This is a genomic window from Pseudomonas wuhanensis, assembly GCF_030687395.1.
In the GTDB taxonomy this organism is placed as follows: domain Bacteria; phylum Pseudomonadota; class Gammaproteobacteria; order Pseudomonadales; family Pseudomonadaceae; genus Aquipseudomonas; species Aquipseudomonas wuhanensis.
Map to the genome: position 1 here is coordinate 2,885,244 of NZ_CP117430.1, position 18,879 is coordinate 2,904,122.

The window sequence follows — 18,879 nt, forward strand, 5'->3', positions numbered from 1 at the left end:
TGAATGTATTCGCTCTGATACACGGCGGCATATTAGTTACAAATGAGATGGATTATCAATCTTATTCCTTTAAATTTTTTTTTGAATTAGACTCCGCCCCGCTGGCGCAAAACAGCATTCGGCCGGCTGAAAAAACAACAAATATCTGTCGCAGGGGAGCGGGGCGTGAATTTCAAAAAGAACACAATTGCGTTGGCTGTGGGGGCGGCGGTGTGCCTGGTTAACGGCGCATGGGCGGCCGAACAGTCGCAGACAATGGAGATCGCTCCGATCACCGTGACGGGTGAAAAAATCAACCGCACCCTGGAGCAAACCCAGTCGAGTGTCGTCGTGGTGACCGACAAGCAACTGCGCGAGAAGGAGGATCACGATCTCGTCGACGTGTTCGCCCGAACGCCGGGTGTCTACAACCAGTCCGGTAATGAAAACTGGGGTATCCGCGGCGTGCCGGTATCCGGTTTCGAGGATCAGGGCCCGGCCGCTCTCAACGGCGCGGTTTCGGTGTTCGTCGACGGTGCCGCTCAGCCGAACCGTGCACTGACCCTTAGCCCTATGCCCCTGTGGGACGTCGAGCAAGTCGAAGTATTCCTCGGCCCACAATCCACTACCCAAGGCCGCAACTCCCTGGCCGGTGCGGTGGTCATCCAGACCAAGAATCCAACCTTTGAGCCGAGCTTTTCCGCGCAAACCAACGTAGGGAACTACAACGAGCGCGGCGGGGCGGTTGCCGGTGGGGGCGCGATCGTCGATGGCAAGATCGCCGGCCGTATCGCGGTGGATTACCAGGAAGGCGACGGTTACATCGACAACGTCTTCACCGACGATGACGCTAACCAGACCCGTACCGGCAATGCCCGTGGCAAGCTGCTGATTCTGCCCAATGACGATCTCGATGTACTGCTGACCTACGCCCATGGTGAAAGTCGCAAGGGTGACAACTCGGTCATGCGTCAGAACGACAAGATCCGTTATTACAAGGTGGCGTCCAACACCGACGCGTACGACAAACTCAAGCAGGACACTGTCAGCGCCAAGGTCGACTATCGCCTGGATGATAATTGGTCCCTCACCAGCCTCACCGCCAATACCGATTCGGACTACGACGCTCGTCTGGACTTCGACCAGTCAGCTGACGCCAACCAGACCGTTCTGCGCAAGCAGTATGGCGACCTGTTCAGTCAGGAGTTGCGCCTGAACTACAGCGGCGACACGGTGAAGAGTTTCGCCGGCCTCTACTACGGTCACAACACCAACAACTTTCAAGACCGGTTGTTCTTCGACGACAGCCTGTTCGGTACCGTCAAGGGCGATACCACGATCGAAAACAAGGCAGTGTTCGGTGAAGTGAACTGGACCTTCGCCCCACGCTGGACCTTGATCACCGGCCTGCGCTACGACCACGAGACCAACGACACCGACGTCAAGCAAGATGACTTCTCCCAGCCTGCTAAAGAAAAACAGACGTCTGATGCCGTGTTGCCGAAACTCGGTATCGACTACGAGCTGGCCGAGAATCAGTACCTGGGCTTCATGGTGCAGAGAGGCTATCGCGGCGGCGGCGTCAACGTCCGTGCCGGTAGCGGTCACGAAGCCTACGATCCGGAATACACCACCAACTACGAGCTGTCCTACCGTGGTTCGTTCATGGACAAGACCCTGCGTACCCGCGCCAACGTGTACTACACCGACTGGAAAGACCAGCAGGTCAGTGTGCTGAACCCGGACACCGAGTTCCTTGACGTGTTCAACGCCGGCAGCAGTGACATCAAGGGCCTGGAAGTCTCTGTTGAAAAAGACTTCGGCGAACAGTTGACCCTGAACGCCGGTGCCTCCGTCACCGATGGCAAATACAAGGACTTCGTCACGAGCGACGGCCGCGACATGAGCGGCGAGGATTTCCTCTTTTCGCCCAAGTACAAGATGTCTCTGGGCGGTACCTATCGCTGGAATGATCGTCTGACCCTCAACACCGACGTCATCTATCAGAGCTCCGCGCCGTCGGAGTACGAGTTCGATGCTGCTGGCCAGGTCACGGGTGAGCGCCGGAGCGACAACTACTGGCTGGCCAACTTCAACGCCGAGTACAAGCTCACCAAAAACGTGGCTGTATCCGGCTACGTGAAAAACGCCTTCGACAAGGAATACGTCACCAACAACCGCAGCGGTGACATCGTCGATGTCGGCGCACCGCGCACGGTGGGTCTGGTTCTACGCTACGACATGTAAAGCTACGACGAGATGGAAGCGGGGGAAGGATTTCCCGCGTCCGGTTTCACTGCTGTCGTGACCTGAAGCATTCGTTTCAGGCTGCCCCGTTTCCCTTCCAAACCCAGCCTCCATGGAGGAAATCATGAGTGCTTTTTCGAATGTCACGGCGGGTGGCGCGCAACAGCTACGTCTGTTGCATACCGGTCTGTCGAGCCCTTACTGCCTTGATTCGACGCCGATGCTGGAACGCCAGCAACTGCAGGAGTCCAACGCCCGCAGTTACCCGCGGCGCATTCCACTGGTGCTGGAGCGGGCCCACGGTATCTATGTGCAGGACAGTCGCGGGCAAGTGTTCGTCGATTGCCTGGCCGGTGCTGGCACCCTGGCGCTGGGGCACAACCATCCGGTGATTATCGAAGCCATCACTCAGGTCATGGCCTCAGGTGTGCCGATGCATACCCTGGACCTCATGACCCCGGTGAAGGACGCATTCGTACAGGAAATCTTCGGCTGCCTGCCAGCCGACTTTGCGCGAAACGCGCGCATCCAGTTTTGTGGCCCCAGTGGCGCCGACGCGGTGGAAGCAGCACTGAAGCTGACCCGCACCGCCACGGGCCGGCATTCGGTACTGGCCTTTGAAGGGGCCTACCACGGCATGACCCTGGGGACGCTGGCGATCAGCGGCAACCTGTCGCCGAAAAATGCGTTGGGCGGCTTGATGGCCGGCGTGCAACGCCTGCCGTTTCCCCATGATTACCGTTGCCCGTTCGGGGTGGCCGGCGAACAGGGCGTGACCTTGAACGTCCACTACCTCGAACATTTGCTCAACGACCCTGAAAGCGGCGTCACCGCCCCTGCAGCGATGATTCTTGAACCGATCCAGGGCGAAGGCGGAGTGATCACCGCCCCCGATCGCTGGATGCAGGAGCTGCGTCGGCTGACCCAGGCCAACGGCATTCCGTTGATCGTCGATGAAATCCAATGCGGCATCGCCCGCAGCGGCCGGATGTTCGGCTTCGAACACTCGGGCATTACCCCGGACGTCATTACCTTGTCCAAGGCCATCGGCGGCGGCCTGCCGTTGTCGGTGATGGTCTACAACGATTCCCTGGACGTGTGGCAACCGGGCGCCCACGCCGGCACTTTCCGTGGCAATCAGTTGGCGATGGCAGCCGGTACCGCGACCTTGCGTTTCATCCGCGACGAAGGTCTGGTGGCCCACGCCGAGAGCGCTGGCGCGCATTTGCGCAAACAGTTGTTGACGCTGCAAAGCGAATTTAACTGGATCGGCGATGTGCGTGGCCGTGGCCTGATGCTCGGCATGGAAATCGTCCACCCGCAGGGTGCCCTTGACGCTCAAGGCCATCCGCCGGTGGACTCCGCTCGGGCCAAGGCCTTCCAGCAGGCATGCCTGCAACACGGTCTGATTGTCGAGCTGGGCGGCCGTCACGGTGCCACCGTACGCTTCCTGCCGCCGCTGATCATCACCGAACAGGAGATCGATTTCGTCGCGCAGATCCTGTTCCGCGCGGCCAGTGCGATCAGCGAGCGTCCGCTTCGCTGAGTAGCCGCTGCAGGAGGGGCCTGCCGACCGCAATCGGCAGGCCTTTTTTCATTGGACAGGGAGTGGCAATAAAAAAATGTCAAAACATTGTCAGGCTCTGATTGATTCCCTGGCCGTCATCTATTGAAAGGCTGGAAAGTTCAGAGAGCTACAATAGCCGCTTACTACGCATGGAGAGGGACCTCGCGGCAAAGGTCGTGCCGACTACATGTTCGACGTCCCATCGTTCAACGGGCGCCTGGATCCAGTTCAGGAAGACTCAGCGAACTGGCTTTCTGCTCTTTCGATATGTAGCCAGTGAAGGCACAATGCGCATCCTTTTTTTGGCTGGCCTTGCCGGAGGCCTCGAAATGATCAAGACGCCGTACTACCTCATCGACAAACAAAAGCTGCTGGCGAACATGCAGAAGATCGCTTATGTGCGCGAACAGTCCGGGGCGAAAGCCCTGCTGGCACTCAAGTGCTTCGCCACCTGGTCGGTGTTCGATCTGATGCAGCAATACATGGACGGCACTACGTCGTCGTCGCTCTATGAACTCAAGCTCGGTCGACAGAAGTTCGCTGGCGAAACCCACGCCTACAGCGTGGCCTGGGCCGACGACGAGATCGAGGAGATGCTCGACAACTGCGACAAGATCATCTTCAACTCCATTGGCCAGTTGCAGCGCTACACTGAAGCTTCAGCAGGCAAGGTGCGCGGTTTGCGGGTCAACCCGCAGGTGAGCAGCTCGGATTACCTGCTAGCCGATCCGGCGCGGCCATTCAGCCGTCTGGGCGAGTGGGATCCGGTGAAGATCGAGCAGGTCATCGAGCAGATCTCGGGCTTCATGTTCCACAACAACTGCGAGAACGCCGACTTCGGCCTGTTCGACCAGATGCTGTGCACCATCGAAGAGCGGTTCGGCCATCTGCTGCACAAGGTCGAGTGGGTCAGCCTGGGCGGCGGCATTCACTTCACCGGTGAAGGCTATGCGATCGACAAGTTCTGCGCGCGGCTCAAGGCCTTCTCGCAAAAATACGGCGTGCAGGTCTATCTGGAGCCGGGCGAAGCCGCCATCACTCAGAGCGCGTCGCTGGAAGTCACCGTGCTCGACACCCTCTACAACGGCAAGCACCTGGCCGTGGTGGACAGCTCCATCGAGGCGCACATGCTCGATCTGCTGATCTATCGCCTGAATGCCAAGCTGGCGCCCAGCCAGGGCGAACACACCTACATGGTATGCGGCAAATCCTGCCTGGCCGGCGACATTTTCGGTGAGTATCAATTTGATCGTCCCTTGGCCATCGGCGATCGGCTGTCGTTCATCGACGCTGCGGGTTACACCATGGTCAAGAAGAACTGGTTCAACGGCCTGAAAATGCCGTCCATCGTAGTGAAACAACTCGACGGTAGTGTCGAGGTGGTTCGTGAGTTTGGTTACAACGACTACATGTCCAGCCTTTCGTAAGCTGGCAGAGAAGGAGAGAGAAAAAAATTGAAGAAGAACGTGCTTATCATTGGTGCAGGAGGTGTCGCCAAGGTGGTGGCCCACAAGTGCGCGCAGCACAACGATGAACTCGGTCGTATTGCTATCGCGTCGCGCAACATCTCCAAATGCCAGGCCATCATCGACAGCGTCAAGGCCAAGGGCAGCCTCAAAGAGCCCGCCGACATAAAAGCCTTTTCGCTGAACGCTATGGATGTCGAGGCGACCAAGGCGCTGATCCGCGAAACCGGATCGCAGATCGTCATCAACGTCGGTTCTGCCTTCCTCAACATGTCGGTACTGCGTGCCTGCATCGATACCGGTGTGGCCTATCTGGACACCGCGATTCACGAAGAACCGGGCAAAATCTGCGAGACGCCGCCCTGGTACGGCAACTACGAGTGGAAGCACCTCGAAGAATGCAAAGAGAAGAACATCACCGCCATCCTCGGTGTGGGCTTCGACCCGGGTGTGGTCAACGCTTATGCAGCGCTGGCGCAGCAACAGTATTTCGACCGTATTGATTCGATCGACATTCTCGACGTCAATGCCGGCTCCCATGGCAAGTATTTCGCCACCAATTTCGATCCGGAAATCAACTTCCGCGAATTCACCGGACAAGTGTGGAGCTGGCAGAACAGTCAGTGGACCAGCAACACAATGTTCGAAGTCAAACGCACCGACGACCTGCCGGTCGTAGGGGCGCAGAATCTGTACCTGACCGGCCACGATGAAGTGCACTCCCTGTCGAAGAACCTCGGCGTGCCCAACGTGCGTTTCTGGATGAGCTTTGGCGAGCACTACATCAATGTGTTCACCGTACTCAAGAACCTCGGCCTGCTCTCCGAACAACCGGTCAAAACCGCTGAAGGCCTGGAAGTCGTGCCGCTGAAAGTGGTCAAGGCCGTGCTCCCTGATCCGAGCTCGCTGGCGCCTGGCTACACCGGCAAGACCTGCATCGGCGACCTGGTAAAAGGCATCAAGGATGGCCTGCCGCGCGAAGTGTTCATCTACAACGTCGCCGACCACGAAGAAGCCTTTGCGGAAACCGACAGCCAGGGCATTTCCTATACCGCTGGCGTGCCACCTGTGGCGGCAGCCCTGCTGGTCGCCCGTGGCGAATGGGATGTGCAGCGCATGGCCAACGTCGAGGAGCTGCCAGCCGAGCTGTTCCTCAAGGCGCTGGATGTGATGGGCCTGCCGACCCGGATCAAGGACGAGAATGGAGACCGTCCCTGGAACTGAGTCGCGCAAAATACTGGTGAATCTCGTATTCCGCGCTAAACGCAAAAACGCCGCTCCTTGAGCGGCGTTTTTGTTTGTACGTCATTTGCCGGGCTTGCCCAGATGCCGGTCAGTTAAGCGAGTAAGCCGCTTTTCTGCAGGAGCCAGGCTTGCCCCGGTTAATCGCCATCACCCCGTTGCTCAGCCACCAACAGCAACGACTGCGGCACAGGACTTTGCGGGTGCTGCGGCTCCTGCAGGCCGGCCAGCCGAAAACCGGCCATGTCTAGCGCATTGAGCCAACTGGACAATGTTCGGAAGTACCACGGCATAGGTTGCCACTGCCCCTTGAACCCAGTGAAGGTCTCTTCCCGCCAACCATCCTGATAGTCGCCCGCCGCCGCGGTCCACGGATGCAGTGTCTGGATCACCAGCGCGCCGCCAGGGGCGAGCAGGGCGTTCATGGCGGCGAGCAGAGGGATGATGTCCTGGTGCAGCAGGGCGAAATTGGCGCAGATCAGGTCGTAGTTGCTGCCGATGTTCACCTTCGCCTCTGCCAACGCTTCATAGCTCGCCAAATGCACCCGCGAAGAGCCCGCCGCCCGTGCTGCCTCGACCAGCGTCGCATCGCCATCCACACCGACCGCCTCGATGGCCCGTGCGGCCAGCGCACGCAACAGCCAGCCCTCGCCGCAGCCCAGGTCGAGCACACGCTCGGGTTGGCGACTTAGTACCGCCAGCAGGATTGCCTGGTCGGTGACCTTGAGGCGGCTTTCGATGGTGCCGGTGCGGATAGCCTCGATCCAGGATTGGGCGTTGTGGTGCCAGCTCTGGAGGAGGGGGGATTCGGGGGCGGGCATTTCGATGTCCGGCGTTGTTGGGTGGATGAAAGGATAGGACAAATGCTGGTGTAAAAAATACAAAACTGCCGATACCTGGGGTATCGGCAGATCGGGTTTTGCCGCTCAGAAGCCTCAGACATGCACCGAGACGGATGTCCAGGTTTTTTAGCTATTTTTCCAGAGGCGGGGCGAGGCTTAGCGTTTCATGTGTGCGTTTTGGCGCCAGCAACCGCTCGACGGCGCCACTCACCATGTTTTCCATCAGATTATCGCGCTCTTGTTCATCCAGCGAATAGTGCGTCAGCCAACTGGGCGCGCTGTTGAGCAAGGCGGCAATGGCATGACCGGCGGCCATCCGGCCCTGCTCACTGAGTCGGGGTCGGACGCCGAGCATCAGCAGCAACTTGCGTTCGTACTGCTCGCGCAGTTGCCGGACCCGTTCCTGCTGCTCTTCAGTCAGGCAGCCGCTGTCGCGCTCCACCAGACGAAAATGCCAGGGCATTTCCTGATGCAGATTCAGGTGCGCGCGGATCAACTGGTTGAGTCTGTCGCGTTTTGCCGGGGCCGCGTGTTCGATGCGCCCCAGGGTGGCCAGCAGCTCTTCATAGAACTCCTCGATCAGGTCGAGCAGCATGTGCTGCTTGCTGGGGTAATGGTGATACAGCGAGCCCGGGGCGAGCCCCAGGCAGGTCGCGAGCTCACGCATGCCGACCTGACCGAAACCCTTGCTGGCAAAGAGCTCCAGCACCTTGTCCCGGTATTCGGCGAAGCGCGAGCAACGCTCAGGCGTAGGCATGGAAGCCGCGCCCCGTTTTACGTCCCAGGTAACCGGCGGCGACCATTTCCTTGAGCAGCGGAGCGGGGCGGTATTTGCTGTCGTTGAAGCCGTCGTAGAAGGCTTCAAGGATGGCCAGCACGGTGTCCAGGCCGATCAAGTCGGCCAGCGCCAACGGGCCGATCGGCTGGTTGCAGCCCAGGCGCATGCCGGCGTCGATGTCTTCGGCGCTGGCCAGGCCTTCCTGAAACACCAGGATCGCTTCATTGATCATCGGCACCAGAATCCGGTTGACCACGAAACCGGGACGGTTGCCCGCGGTGATCGCGGTCTTGCCGAGTATGGTCGCCATGTCCAGCGCCATGGCGTGGGTGGCATCGCTGGTTTGCAGGCCGCGAATCACTTCGATCAGGCCCATCACCGGCACCGGGTTGAAAAAGTGCAGGCCGATGAAGCGCTCAGGCTGGCTGACGCTGGCGGCGAGTTGGGTAATGGACAGCGACGACGTGTTGGAGGCAATCACGCATTCAGCGCTGACCTGCGCGGCGATTTGTTGCAGCACGCGCAATTTCAGGTCGAGGTTTTCGGTGGCGGCTTCGATCACCATTTGCACGTTTTGCAGGCTGTTGTAATCGGTACTGGTGCGAATCTTGTCGAGGGCCGCGAGCTTTTGCTCATGGGTCAGCGTGTTTTTGGCGACCTGCCGATCGAGGTTTTTATCGACGGTCGCGATTGCCTTTTGCAAGGCGCTCTCGGAAATGTCGATCAAGGTCACATGGAGGCCGGCCAAGGCGCAGACTTGCGCGATGCCATTGCCCATGGTGCCGGCGCCGATGACGCCAATGTTCTGAAGATTCATGCGCATGTCCTGATCAAACCCGTTCAAACAACACGGCGATGCCTTGGCCGCCGCCGATGCACATGGTCGCCAGGGCATAACGGCCTTGGCAGCGATGCAGTTCGTGAATGGCTTTGGTGGCGATGATCGCGCCAGTGGCGCCCACTGGATGGCCCAGCGAGATGCCCGAACCGTTGGGGTTGACCTTCTGCGGATCGAAGCCCAGCTCTTGCGCTACGGCACAGGCCTGGGCTGCGAAGGCTTCGTTGGACTCGATCACGTCAAGGTCGGCAACGGTCAGACCGGCGCGCTTGAGCACCAGGCGGGTGGCGGGAATCGGTCCCAGCCCCATCATCGAAGGTTCAACGCCTGCATGGGCATAACCCACCAGTCGGGCCATGGGCTTGAGGCCTTGTTCCTGAACGGTTTGGCCCGTGGCCATGATCAGTGCGCCGGCACCATCATTGAGGCCCGATGCGTTGCCGGCGGTGACGCTACCGTCCTTTTTGAAGGCAGGTTTCATGCGGCTCAATTGCTCGGCGTTGACCTCGGCCCGTACATGCTCATCCGTCGCAAACGAAACCGTCCCTTTGCGGGTCGCTACTTCGATCGGCACGATCTGCCCGGAAAAACGCCCTTCGGCAATCGCCCGGGCGGCACGCTGCTGGCTGAGAAGCGCCAAATCATCCTGGGTCTGACGCGTGATGCCGTAGTGCTCGGCGATATTTTCAGCGGTGATCCCCATATGGAAACCGGCGAACGGGTCTTGCAGTACCCCAAGCATGTAGTCGATGGCCTGCATGTCGCCCATGCGTGCGCCCCAGCGCGCCTGCGGCAACAAGTACGCGCCTCGGCTCATGGACTCGACGCCACCGGCCAGGGCAGCGCCCGCATCCCCCAGCATCAGACTTTGCGCGGCACTGACAATCGCCTGCAAACCCGAACCGCAGAGGCGGTTGACGTTAAACGCAGGGGTTTCTTTCGGCAGGCCGGCATTCATCGCTACGGCCCGTGAGATGTAGGCATCGCGTGCCTCGGTCGGGATCACATGTCCCATCACTGCATGACCGATGTGTTCGGGCGCCAGGCCTGATCGTTCGATCGCGGCGCGGCAAACGTCGGTTGCCAACTGAATAGGCGGTACATCCTTGAGTGAGCCGCCAAAGCTGCCGATGGCAGAACGGACGGCGCTCACTACAAAAATATCGGAATGGTTCATGTTGGCTCTCTGAATAGGTCTTTTTTGTTGGGCACGAGTCTAGAATCAGCAGCGCCACAGGCATATGCCAAAACTGTTCAAGGGTGATGGCGTTTTTTGCCATATTCAGATGTGACGAGAGAGGCATTCAAATGCGGGAAACGGATTCGGTGGCGGTTTACTTCATGTACCCCATGATCCATGCGTTACGTGAGGAACCGCAGCGTCTGCGGGCAGTACTTGAACAGGTGGGAATTGATCCGGCACTGCTGGATCAGCCGACTGCTCGGGTGCCGGCCACGGCTTTCGCCGCGCTGTGGCTGGTGCAGATTCGTGAGTTGAACGACGAGTTTTTCCAGTTGGATTCCCATGGTATGCCGCCGGGCAGTTTTGCCTTGATCTGTCGGGCATTGATTCAGGAGCCGACGCTGGAAAAAGCCCTGCGTCAGTGCCTGGCCAATTTCGCCCTGTTCCTGCGTGATTTTCGCGGCACGTTGAGTGTGCGTGGCAAGCGTGCGGTCATCAGCTTGCAGACCTGTTCGCAGAACAGCGAGGTCAGTCGGTTGGGCGAAGAAACGTTTCTGGTGTTGATGATCAGTCTGCTGTGCTGGCTGGGCGGGCGACGCATTTCAATCGATCGTGCGGACTTTCGTCATCAGCGTTTGCCGCTGCGCGATGATGCCTTGCTCTGGGGCCCCAACCTGACCTTTGGCACCGAACGGACCGAAATCGAGTTCGCCAGTCACTACCTGCGGCTGCCGGTGGTTCAGGACCTTGCCTCGCTAAAAGTGTTTTTGCGCACCGCGCCGCAATGGCTGGTGATCCGCTTCCGCAACCAGCGTGGGCTGGCGTCGCAGGTTTATCAGCGCCTGCGCCACAGCCATTACAACGAATGGCCGACCTTGCAGGCCTTTGCCCTGGAGCAGCACCTGAGCCCCAGTACCTTTCGCCGCAAACTGGGACGTGAAGGCTGTTCGTATCAGGAAATCAAGGATGAAGTTCGGCGCGTGGTGGCGTTTGAACGGTTGCGCCAGAGCAAGGCGAGCATCAGCGATATTGCCGAACAGTTGGGATTTCAGGAGCCGAGTGCGTTTCATCGGGCGTTCAAGAAGTGGACGGGGGAGAGCCCGGGGCGGTATCGGGCGCGGATTCAGGATTGTCTGAATGAGCCCCCGGTAGTGATTGCATAGCTATTTCTCCCCCGTCCATTGGCGCTACGGCGTGTGCTCGCTGAACCAATGGGACACGGTGACACCGTCGTCTCAGCGCTCAGGCGAGCACATGCGGCTGGCTTTGCAACTCTCGTTCAAGAAAGTCGATGAACGCACGCACCTTGGCATTCAAAGCCGATCGCTCGGTGACGCAGGCATAGATGTGCATCGGCTCAGGCTCTGCGCAAGCTGCGTTGCGACTGCCCGGCTCGAACAACGGTAGAAGTCGGCCGCTGTCGATCAGTGGCTGAGCGATAAAGCTCGCGAGGCGTGCGATCCCACCGCCGTTTACAGCAATCTGCGCGATAGTATCGATGTCATCGCAGATGAAGCCCGGGTTGACTTTGGCCTCGAAGCGGCTGCCGTTGAGTACAAAGGTCCAGGGCAGAAAACGACCATCAGTTGGGTAGCGAAAGACAAGGCAAGTGTGTCGCTTCAGCTCCTCAGGTGTTGTCGGTATGCCCGCGCGGTCGAGATACGCGGGCGCCGCGCAGAATACGAAAGGAAACGAAGCGATACGCCGTACAATGAGCTGATCGTTCAGCTGCGCTTCGATGCGGATACTGACATCGACGCCCTCCAGCCGATGATCAACGCTGCGATCCGTATTGATCAGTTCGATGTCGATGCGCGGGTAGGCGTCCTTGAACGCGGGCATTAATGGCGCGAGTACATGCCGACCAAATGCCGCGGTGGTGGCGATGCAAAGCGGCCCCTGCGGCTTGGTGGCGACCGTGGCAGCTTGCGAGGCGAGATCGATATCGCCCGGAATGTGACGCACTTTCTCGAAATAGCGAGTGCCGCTTTCGGTGAGCGCCATGCTTCGGGTTGTACGAGAGAGCAGGCGCACGCCCAAGTGGGCTTCGAGTCGCGTGATGCTCTGGCTGACCGCGGCGGCGCTCATGCCTTGGGCCCGGGCTGCCGCCGCGATGCTGCCGTTTTCTACCACACGGATATAGGTATTGATCAAACCAAGAATATCCATCGGGTCCTCATGCTCGATTCGTTGATTTTGCTTAAGAAAGATTCAAGCGCAATGCGTCTACCGGCGCGTTTGGCAGCTTGCTAGGTTAGCCGCTCTTTCGCCACTCAAGATTGACAAGGCTTAAATCGATGCCCGATAGAACAGCTAAAAATACCGTACGTTTTCGCTTGCCTAAACATGCCACGCCTTATGTCTTTGCTCTTTACATGGCAACGATCATGGCGTTTCTCATGTGTCTCGTCATCACCCTCGCGGAATTCGGAATAGGTGAGTATTACATGGAAAATGTGATGAATGCGTACCGGGTGGCAATGCCTTCGGCATTCATCTGCGTGCTCGTCGTGCGCCCATTGGTTGCCCGACTTGTGGCGTGGACCGTGCAGGGCCACTGAGGGAAACGTCACTGGAATATTGGCCAGCGTCTCTTTGAGACATACGGCCATTTTTCGGATAGGCGGTTTGTACCAGAAACCTCTCATCAGCCCACGATAAGGGCGACAGCTCGTCATAGCGCATCCTGGCCTCGTCGCTGATAGCTTGCGCTCCTCACCGCTGGGTCGTTGCAGGGGGAGGCGGTCCGACCCATTGCTACACACAGTCGTTCGGCATGATCTAAGCTCCAAAGGATGGTTTTTGCGAGCAGGGGTTTCAATGCGAAGCACACCTGAAAACAGCCTGAAAAATGCGCTGAAAGCCTGTAGAGACAGTTTTATTTCTGTTGGGTTTTTCAGCTTTTTCATCAACGCGCTGATGCTCGTGCCTACCTTCTATATGCTTCAGGTGTATGGGCGGGTGATGGCCAGCGGAAGTCTGACAACCCTGGCCATGCTGACGCTGATCATGACCGGGCTGATCATCACGCTCGGCTCCCTGGAATGGATCCGTTCGCGCATCATGGTTCGGGTCAGTACCCGACTGGATGTGTTGCTGAGTCGCCAGGTCTATAAGGCCAGTTTCAAACGGGCACTGGACAGTGGCGGGATGGATGCCTCGGCCCAGTCGCTCAACGACTTGACGGGCCTGAGACAGTTTCTCTCCGGTAACGGTTTGTTCGCCTTCTTCGATGCGCCCTGGTTGCCTATCTATATCGCCGTGATGTTCATGTTTCATCCCTGGTTTGGCTGGGTAGCGACGGGCAGTGCGCTGTTGTTGTTATTGCTCGCGTTTATCAATGAGAGGCTGACGGGGCCGACACTGGCGCAGGCGAACAAGGAACATATCGGCGCGACGCTCTACACCACGAAAAATCTGCGCAACGCTGAAGTCATCGAATCCATGGGCATGCTTGAAACCCTTATGGACCGTTGGGGACTTCGCCAACGGAACGTCCTGTTGCTGCAGGCTCAGGCAAGCGATAGAGGTGCCATAGTCAGCACGCTTTCCAGGACCTTCCGGATCCTGGTGCAATCATTGATCCTTGGTCTGGGGGCGTACCTGGCCGTGGACCATCAGGTCGGGGCAGGCCTGGTGTTTGCCGGGGCCGTGCTGCTAGGGCGCGCATTGGCCCCCATCGATCTGATCATCGGCAGTTGGAGGGGCTTTATTGCGGCTCGCTCGCAGTACAGCCGTCTCAACGACATCCTCGACAAACAACAGGCTCAGCCCGAGCGCATGTCATTGCCTGCGCCTCAGGGGCACGTGCAGGTGGAGAATCTGGTCGTCGCGGCCCCTGGCTCGAAAACCCCGATTATCAACAACATAAGTTTCAGCGTACCTGCCGGCTGCGTTGTCGGCATCATCGGACCAAGTGCCGCGGGCAAGTCGACCCTGGCCAGGGCACTGATGGGGGTATGGGCGCCGCTGCATGGCGTGGTCCGGCTCGATGGCGCGGACATCAGTGCGTGGGACAAACATGAACTTGGGCCGCATATCGGTTACTTGCCCCAGGACATTGAACTGTTCGAAGGCAGCATCAGCGAGAACATTGCCCGCTTCGCCGAGGTCGATTCCGAGAAAGTCATTCTGGCTGCCAGGACCGCTGGCGTTCACGACATGATTCTGCAGCTGCCCGATGGCTACGACACCGTCATTGGCAGTGAGGGCCTCACGCTGTCGGGAGGACAGCGCCAGCGCATCGGACTGGCCCGTGCCCTGTATGGCACCCCGCGCCTGATTATTCTCGACGAGCCCAATTCCAATCTTGACGAAGTCGGTGATCGTGCCCTGGTGGCAGCTATCCAGCAGATCAAGCAGAGCGGCGCGACCCTGTTTGTCATTACCCACCGAACCAACATCGTGTCGCAACTTGACCGACTCATGGTGATGAACGCAGGGGTTATCAGTCTCTACGGGCCACGCGAGCAGGTGCACGCCGAACTCAACGCGCAGAGACAGCAAGCACAAAAACACGCCATGTCAGCAGGCGCCAGCATGGCTTCGGTCAAAACCAGCAAGGGTGATGCCGATGAACCCTACGATGCCCAGTCGTCAAATTGAAAGCTTCGCCGGCCTGCCGATATCTGATCGTAAAGCACGCCGTCTGGGCATTGGTATTGTAGGGGTGACCTTCGGCCTGTTCGGCACCTGGGCGGCGCTCGCGCCCCTCGACGGTGCCGCGTTCGCGCCGGGGGTGGTCACCGTGCAGACTTATCGCAAAACGGTCCAGCATCCTGAAGGGGGCATCGTCAAAGCGGTACTGGTCCATGACGGTGACATCGTCAAGCGTGGTGATCCGCTGATCATTCTTGATGATGCCCAATTGCGCTTCGAATACGAGATAACCCGAGGCCAGCTGGTCGCGACCAGAGCCATGGAGGCAAGGCTCAGGGCCGAGCGCGACGCACTGTCGGCGGTCAGCTTTGGGGAGATAGCCGATTCCGAGAGTCTGCGAGGCGTGGAGGCGCGTCAGGGCGAGACCCAGGTATTCAACGCCCGGCAGGGCTCTCGGCTGGGCCAGATCGCGGTGTTGCGCGAGCGCATTGGCCAGTTGAATCAGCAGATCAAGGGGCTGGAATCGATGATTGGTGCCAAGGTTCATCTGGAGAAATCCTACAGCGGTGAAATCGTTGAATTGACCGACCTGCTCAAGCAAGGGTTCGTTGACAAACAACGTCTGCTCGATCAGGAACGCAAGCTGGGGATGCTCAAGTCGGAGGTGGCTGATCACCGTTCCGCTATTAACAAGACTCGTCTGCAGATCAACGAAACACAGCTGCAGATTCTGCAAATCGACAAGGATTTCAGTACCGAGGTGGTCAAGGAGCTGGCCGAGGTTCAGACCAGGATGTACGACCTGCAAGAGAAAACCTCGTCCCTGGAAGACCGGCTCAGTCGTATCGTCATCCGCGCACCCGACGCGGGCATGGTGATTGGCATGACTGTGCACACCATTGGGGGTGTGGTGAGCCCGGCGACGCCGCTGCTGGATATCGTGCCCTCGGTTTCCGAGCTGGTCATAGAGGCCCAGGTAGCGCCGGTGGATATTGATCGTGTCGCCATCGGCAAGCGTGCCGATATCCGTTTCGGCGCGTTCAATAGCTCGACCACTCCCGTGATCGAAGGCGAGGTCAGTAGCGTATCGGCTGACCGGCTGGTCAACGAAAAGGCCGGGACGGCCTATTACCTGGCGCGGGTGCGGGTAACCGAGGAGGGCGCGCGCACCTTGGGTGAGCGCAAGTTGTTGCCGGGGATGCCGGCGGACGTCCTAATCATCACCGGGCAACGCACGTTGTTGCAGTACTTGATGCAGCCGGCTCGCGATGCCATGGCTCAATCGATGATCGAGGAATAACCATGAGCGCATCGGCAGTTCTGCTGGGCGGTGTGTTCATGCTTGCAGCGGGTGCCGCACTGGCGCAAACCACTGCGGCAACGCCGACCGGGGTCAGCGCCTCGACGTTTTCCACCGACCTCATGCAGTTGTACCGTGAGTCACGGCTGGAAGATCCGCGGGTATTGGCCTCCTATGCGCAAGCGCAGGCGGGCAAGGAACATCAGCGCGAGGCTATGGGTGCGCTGTTCCCGCAGGTATCGCTCAACGCCGGGACGAATCGGATTCATCAGGAGAGCGACCTGGTGCAGCAAAGTTACGATAGCGAAAACTACAGCCTGGTGCTGCGTCAGTACCTCTACAACAAGACCGCGTGGGAGAACTACCAAAAATTCAAAAGCCTGGCCAGGCAGTCCGAATCGCAAGCGCTGGACGCCCAGGCCGAGGCCACCGTGGACCTGGCGCAGCGTTACTTCACCGCGTTGGCGGCGGAAGATGAACTGGAGTTGGTGAGGGCGGAGCGTCGAACCACGCAAAAGAGTCTGGACCGAGTCAATGCGTTGTACGAAAAGCAGCTGGCAATGATTACTGATCAGCTCGACCTCAAGGCCCGGGTAGATTTGCTGGCGGCGCAGGAACTGGATGCCCGGAACCAGGCCAGTATCAGTCGCGAGGCGCTGGCAGAGATCGTCGGCCGGCCGGTCAAGGAGAAGCTCAACCGGATTCGCGATGACGTGCAACTACGGGTTTCGGCGCAAAGTCTGGAAAACTGGGTCCGCGAGGGTATAGCGCTAAACCCGGCGCTCAAGGCCAACGAGAGCGGCGTTGAAGCAGCGGGCGCTGCGTTGCGCAGCGGCAAGGGCGGGCACTATCCGACCCTGAGCCTTACGCTGAGCGCGCAGCAGACCAACGAGGGCTACAACAATGCCCTGGCGCCGCGCACCGACAGTTATGTCGCCGGTATTGGCGTACAGGTGCCGTTGTACAGCGGCGGTTCGACCTCGGCGCGGGTCCGTGGGCTCTACCAGGATCAGATAACCGCCGAGCAGGAGCTGGAAGCGATCCGGCGCCGGGTAGTCAAGGAGATCACCAGCGCTTACCTGACCGCCAATTCGAGTGGAGAAAAGATCAGTGCGAGCCGCAATGCCCTGGCCTCGGCACAGTTGTCCAGAGTGGCAGCAGAGAAAGCGCTCGATTATGGGATGGTCAATGCCGTCGATGTACTGACCAGCGTACGCAACGAATTCCGCGCTCGTCGTGACCTGCTCAAGACGCAATACGAGTTCGTCACTAATGTCCTCACGCTCAATCGCTGGGCGGGGAAGCTGCCTGCCGAAAGTGTCGAAAGCGTTAATGGCTGGTTGAGCCCCGGCAGCTCCAGCCAAAATCTCACATCCCCCTGACGCCAGTTTTGAGCGATGACATCCAGCGGTTCAGGCGTTGGTTGCCGTGGCGTTGTCGCAAAAAACTCTAGTGCCGCAGAGCATGCTGTTACCCGAACGCACCGGAAGGAAAAAAACGCGGCGAGACCCAGACTGGGGGCATTCCCATAGCTCGGTGAAGCGAGTCTCGACGATAAATTGACGTCAGAGTTTATTCTGTGCTTGCTCTCCCACCATTCGTCGGTTAATTGACGATTTTGATCGGAATCAAACTTGATCGCAGCTCGTCCGGGGCGATCCTAACACCTTGATTTTCTAGGGGAGGGGGGCCCTTGGTAATGTCAGTCGGGCTACCCGCAGGAGGCTTGAGTCGACGACTGGCGGATGGGCGTGCTGGCAGTGTGCTGGTCTGGCCTAGACTCAATTCAGCGGCTCGAGGGAGCACATCAATCATGCGCAAGCTATTGATGATTATTCCTATTTATGTTGCCTCGATGGCTTTGCCCGGCTTTTGGAAACGTAATTCCTGCCGGTGAAGCCAGTGGAAGTGTCCCCAGGATTGAATCCCCGGGTGGGCACCGTTAAGGCCTGTCGGCGCTCGCATCTGTCCTTAGATTTTGCGAGTTGCTGATCCAGAAAGGCCAAGGGAGGGAGGTCAGAGTTAATTCTTCAAGGGAGTCAGGAAATAATGACGACCCACAGAAAACCAATACGCGTGATGCTGATCGATTGTCGTCCCCTCGTTCTCATGGGCCTTCAAGATTTGATCAATGCCAGGAAGCCTCAGATGGAAGTGAGTGGCCAGGCCACCACCTATACCAATGCGCTGGATCTTGCCGATCAGTTGCGTCCCAATGTGATTTTTTTCAGTTTTTTTCCAGATGCGCTGAACCCGCTGGAGGTCGTCGCGGAACTCACCCGCAATGCAGAAATGAAATTGCTGGTGCTCAAGGGCCTGTACGAAACCGTTCCCGTTGCCCAGGCAATAGAGGCGGGCGCACGCGGCATCGTGCTGGCGGAAGACCCGACGGAATCGATCATCCAGGCCATCATCACGGTCCACCACCGCGACACCGGACTGGATAGAGCCTGGGCCGGCGGGCTGTCCGGCTATTCCGCGAGCGGGCATATTCACTTGAAAGGCAATCTGGAGCAGGCGAAACAGGCGCGGCTGACGCTGCGCGAGAGGGAACTGATTCGTGCCATCGTGGGGGATCCGTCCGCCAAATACATGTGCATAGCCGGGCGCCTGGGCATCAGCGAACACACCGTGCACAACCACCTCAGCAACATCTATCAAAAGCTTAATCTCATCAATCGCATTGACCTGCTGATGTATGCGCTCAAGCACGGGCTCACCAACAACGAAAAACCACCAGAGTCCGCTTGGGTAGAACTGGATTTGGCTTCACGTCGAAACAAGAGGGTCTAACCGCACAAAACAATGCGAGGGTGGCTTTCACCACCCTCGCATCCT

The 18,879-nt window shown here is 58.8% G+C and carries 15 protein-coding genes; 10 read left to right on the plus strand and 5 right to left on the minus strand.

The features are described 5' to 3' along the window. The first annotated feature begins 165 nt into the window (after positions 1-165). The 4 genes from PSH88_RS13365 (at position 166) to PSH88_RS13380 (ending at position 6,483) form a co-directional block, all read left to right on the plus strand. Complete coding sequence (locus PSH88_RS13365; protein WP_305426728.1) at positions 166-2,226, plus strand: TonB-dependent receptor; 2,061 nt, start codon at positions 166-168, stop codon at positions 2,224-2,226. A gap of 124 nt (positions 2,227-2,350) precedes the next feature. Further along, a complete protein-coding gene (locus PSH88_RS13370; RefSeq protein ID WP_305426729.1) occupies positions 2,351-3,772 on the plus strand; it encodes a diaminobutyrate--2-oxoglutarate transaminase in 1,422 nt (473 codons plus the stop codon). 350 nt (positions 3,773-4,122) lie between these two features. Next, positions 4,123-5,220, plus strand: coding sequence for a carboxynorspermidine decarboxylase (nspC, locus tag PSH88_RS13375; RefSeq protein WP_305426730.1), 1,098 nt, complete (start codon positions 4,123-4,125; stop codon positions 5,218-5,220). 27 nt (positions 5,221-5,247) lie between these two features. Further along, the gene (locus PSH88_RS13380; RefSeq protein ID WP_305426731.1) at positions 5,248-6,483 is read left to right on the plus strand and encodes a saccharopine dehydrogenase family protein; all 1,236 of its coding nucleotides are present in this window, start codon (positions 5,248-5,250) and stop codon (positions 6,481-6,483) included. 158 nt (positions 6,484-6,641) lie between these two features. On the opposite strand, the gene PSH88_RS13385 is transcribed toward PSH88_RS13380, so the two are convergent. The 4 genes from PSH88_RS13385 to PSH88_RS13400 form a co-directional block, all read right to left on the minus strand. Next, positions 6,642-7,322: a class I SAM-dependent methyltransferase gene (locus tag PSH88_RS13385; protein ID WP_305426732.1), complete on the minus strand. Its 681-nt coding sequence runs from the start codon at positions 7,320-7,322 to the stop codon at positions 6,642-6,644. Between the two features lie 151 nt (positions 7,323-7,473). Further along, positions 7,474-8,100 (minus strand): TetR/AcrR family transcriptional regulator, encoded by a 627-nt coding sequence (locus tag PSH88_RS13390; RefSeq protein WP_305426733.1) that lies wholly within the window; start codon positions 8,098-8,100, stop codon positions 7,474-7,476. After that, entirely contained in the window at positions 8,087-8,938 is an 852-nt protein-coding gene (locus tag PSH88_RS13395) for a 3-hydroxybutyryl-CoA dehydrogenase (RefSeq protein ID WP_305426734.1), read from the minus strand. The genes PSH88_RS13390 and PSH88_RS13395 overlap by 14 nt, the downstream gene beginning before the upstream one ends. A gap of 13 nt (positions 8,939-8,951) precedes the next feature. Beyond that, positions 8,952-10,136: an acetyl-CoA C-acyltransferase family protein gene (locus PSH88_RS13400; protein WP_305426735.1), complete on the minus strand. Its 1,185-nt coding sequence runs from the start codon at positions 10,134-10,136 to the stop codon at positions 8,952-8,954. Between the two features lie 131 nt (positions 10,137-10,267). Between PSH88_RS13400 and PSH88_RS13405 the strand changes: the two genes are divergently transcribed. Then, the gene (locus PSH88_RS13405; RefSeq protein ID WP_305426736.1) at positions 10,268-11,305 is read left to right on the plus strand and encodes an AraC family transcriptional regulator; all 1,038 of its coding nucleotides are present in this window, start codon (positions 10,268-10,270) and stop codon (positions 11,303-11,305) included. A gap of 79 nt (positions 11,306-11,384) precedes the next feature. Here PSH88_RS13405 and PSH88_RS13410 read toward each other — a convergent pair whose 3' ends face one another. Continuing rightward, positions 11,385-12,311 carry a LysR family transcriptional regulator gene (locus tag PSH88_RS13410; protein WP_305426737.1) on the minus strand — a complete coding sequence of 309 codons (927 nt, stop codon included), beginning with the start codon at positions 12,309-12,311 and terminating at the stop codon, positions 11,385-11,387. A 128-nt stretch (positions 12,312-12,439) separates the two neighbouring features. On the opposite strand from PSH88_RS13410, the gene PSH88_RS13415 reads away from it, so the two are divergent. The 5 genes from PSH88_RS13415 (at position 12,440) to PSH88_RS13435 (ending at position 18,834) form a co-directional block, all read left to right on the plus strand. After that, positions 12,440-12,703 (plus strand): DUF2798 domain-containing protein, encoded by a 264-nt coding sequence (locus PSH88_RS13415; RefSeq protein ID WP_305426738.1) that lies wholly within the window; start codon positions 12,440-12,442, stop codon positions 12,701-12,703. A 259-nt stretch (positions 12,704-12,962) separates the two neighbouring features. Next, positions 12,963-14,747 carry a type I secretion system permease/ATPase gene (locus PSH88_RS13420; RefSeq protein WP_305426739.1) on the plus strand — a complete coding sequence of 595 codons (1,785 nt, stop codon included), beginning with the start codon at positions 12,963-12,965 and terminating at the stop codon, positions 14,745-14,747. Continuing rightward, entirely contained in the window at positions 14,728-16,041 is a 1,314-nt protein-coding gene (locus PSH88_RS13425) for an HlyD family type I secretion periplasmic adaptor subunit (RefSeq protein WP_305426740.1), read from the plus strand. Before PSH88_RS13420 ends, PSH88_RS13425 begins: the two co-directional genes overlap by 20 nt. A 2-nt stretch (positions 16,042-16,043) precedes the next feature. Then, positions 16,044-17,423 (plus strand): TolC family outer membrane protein, encoded by a 1,380-nt coding sequence (locus tag PSH88_RS13430; RefSeq protein ID WP_305426741.1) that lies wholly within the window; start codon positions 16,044-16,046, stop codon positions 17,421-17,423. Between the two features lie 667 nt (positions 17,424-18,090). After that, on the plus strand, positions 18,091-18,834 hold the full coding sequence (locus PSH88_RS13435) for a response regulator transcription factor (protein WP_305426742.1): 744 nt from the start codon (positions 18,091-18,093) through the stop codon (positions 18,832-18,834). Positions 18,835-18,879 lie beyond the last annotated feature (45 nt).

What these genes read in the sequence shown, in the direction of transcription:
- PSH88_RS13405 (WP_305426736.1), top strand. Translation starts at nt 10,268, where the DNA reads ATGCGGGAAACGGATTCGGTGGCGGTTTACTTCATGTACCCCATGATC.
- PSH88_RS13435 (WP_305426742.1), top strand. Translation starts at nt 18,091, where the DNA reads ATGACGACCCACAGAAAACCAATACGCGTGATGCTGATCGATTGTCGT.
- PSH88_RS13385 (WP_305426732.1), bottom strand. Translation starts at nt 7,322, where the DNA reads ATGCCCGCCCCCGAATCCCCCCTCCTCCAGAGCTGGCACCACAACGCC.
- PSH88_RS13390 (WP_305426733.1), bottom strand. Translation starts at nt 8,100, where the DNA reads ATGCCTACGCCTGAGCGTTGCTCGCGCTTCGCCGAATACCGGGACAAG.
- nspC (WP_305426730.1), top strand. Translation starts at nt 4,123, where the DNA reads ATGATCAAGACGCCGTACTACCTCATCGACAAACAAAAGCTGCTGGCG.
- PSH88_RS13415 (WP_305426738.1), top strand. Translation starts at nt 12,440, where the DNA reads ATGCCCGATAGAACAGCTAAAAATACCGTACGTTTTCGCTTGCCTAAA.
- PSH88_RS13410 (WP_305426737.1), bottom strand. Translation starts at nt 12,311, where the DNA reads ATGGATATTCTTGGTTTGATCAATACCTATATCCGTGTGGTAGAAAAC.
- PSH88_RS13425 (WP_305426740.1), top strand. Translation starts at nt 14,728, where the DNA reads ATGCCCAGTCGTCAAATTGAAAGCTTCGCCGGCCTGCCGATATCTGAT.
- PSH88_RS13370 (WP_305426729.1), top strand. Translation starts at nt 2,351, where the DNA reads ATGAGTGCTTTTTCGAATGTCACGGCGGGTGGCGCGCAACAGCTACGT.
- PSH88_RS13420 (WP_305426739.1), top strand. Translation starts at nt 12,963, where the DNA reads ATGCGAAGCACACCTGAAAACAGCCTGAAAAATGCGCTGAAAGCCTGT.
- PSH88_RS13395 (WP_305426734.1), bottom strand. Translation starts at nt 8,938, where the DNA reads ATGAATCTTCAGAACATTGGCGTCATCGGCGCCGGCACCATGGGCAAT.
- PSH88_RS13400 (WP_305426735.1), bottom strand. Translation starts at nt 10,136, where the DNA reads ATGAACCATTCCGATATTTTTGTAGTGAGCGCCGTCCGTTCTGCCATC.
- PSH88_RS13430 (WP_305426741.1), top strand. Translation starts at nt 16,044, where the DNA reads ATGAGCGCATCGGCAGTTCTGCTGGGCGGTGTGTTCATGCTTGCAGCG.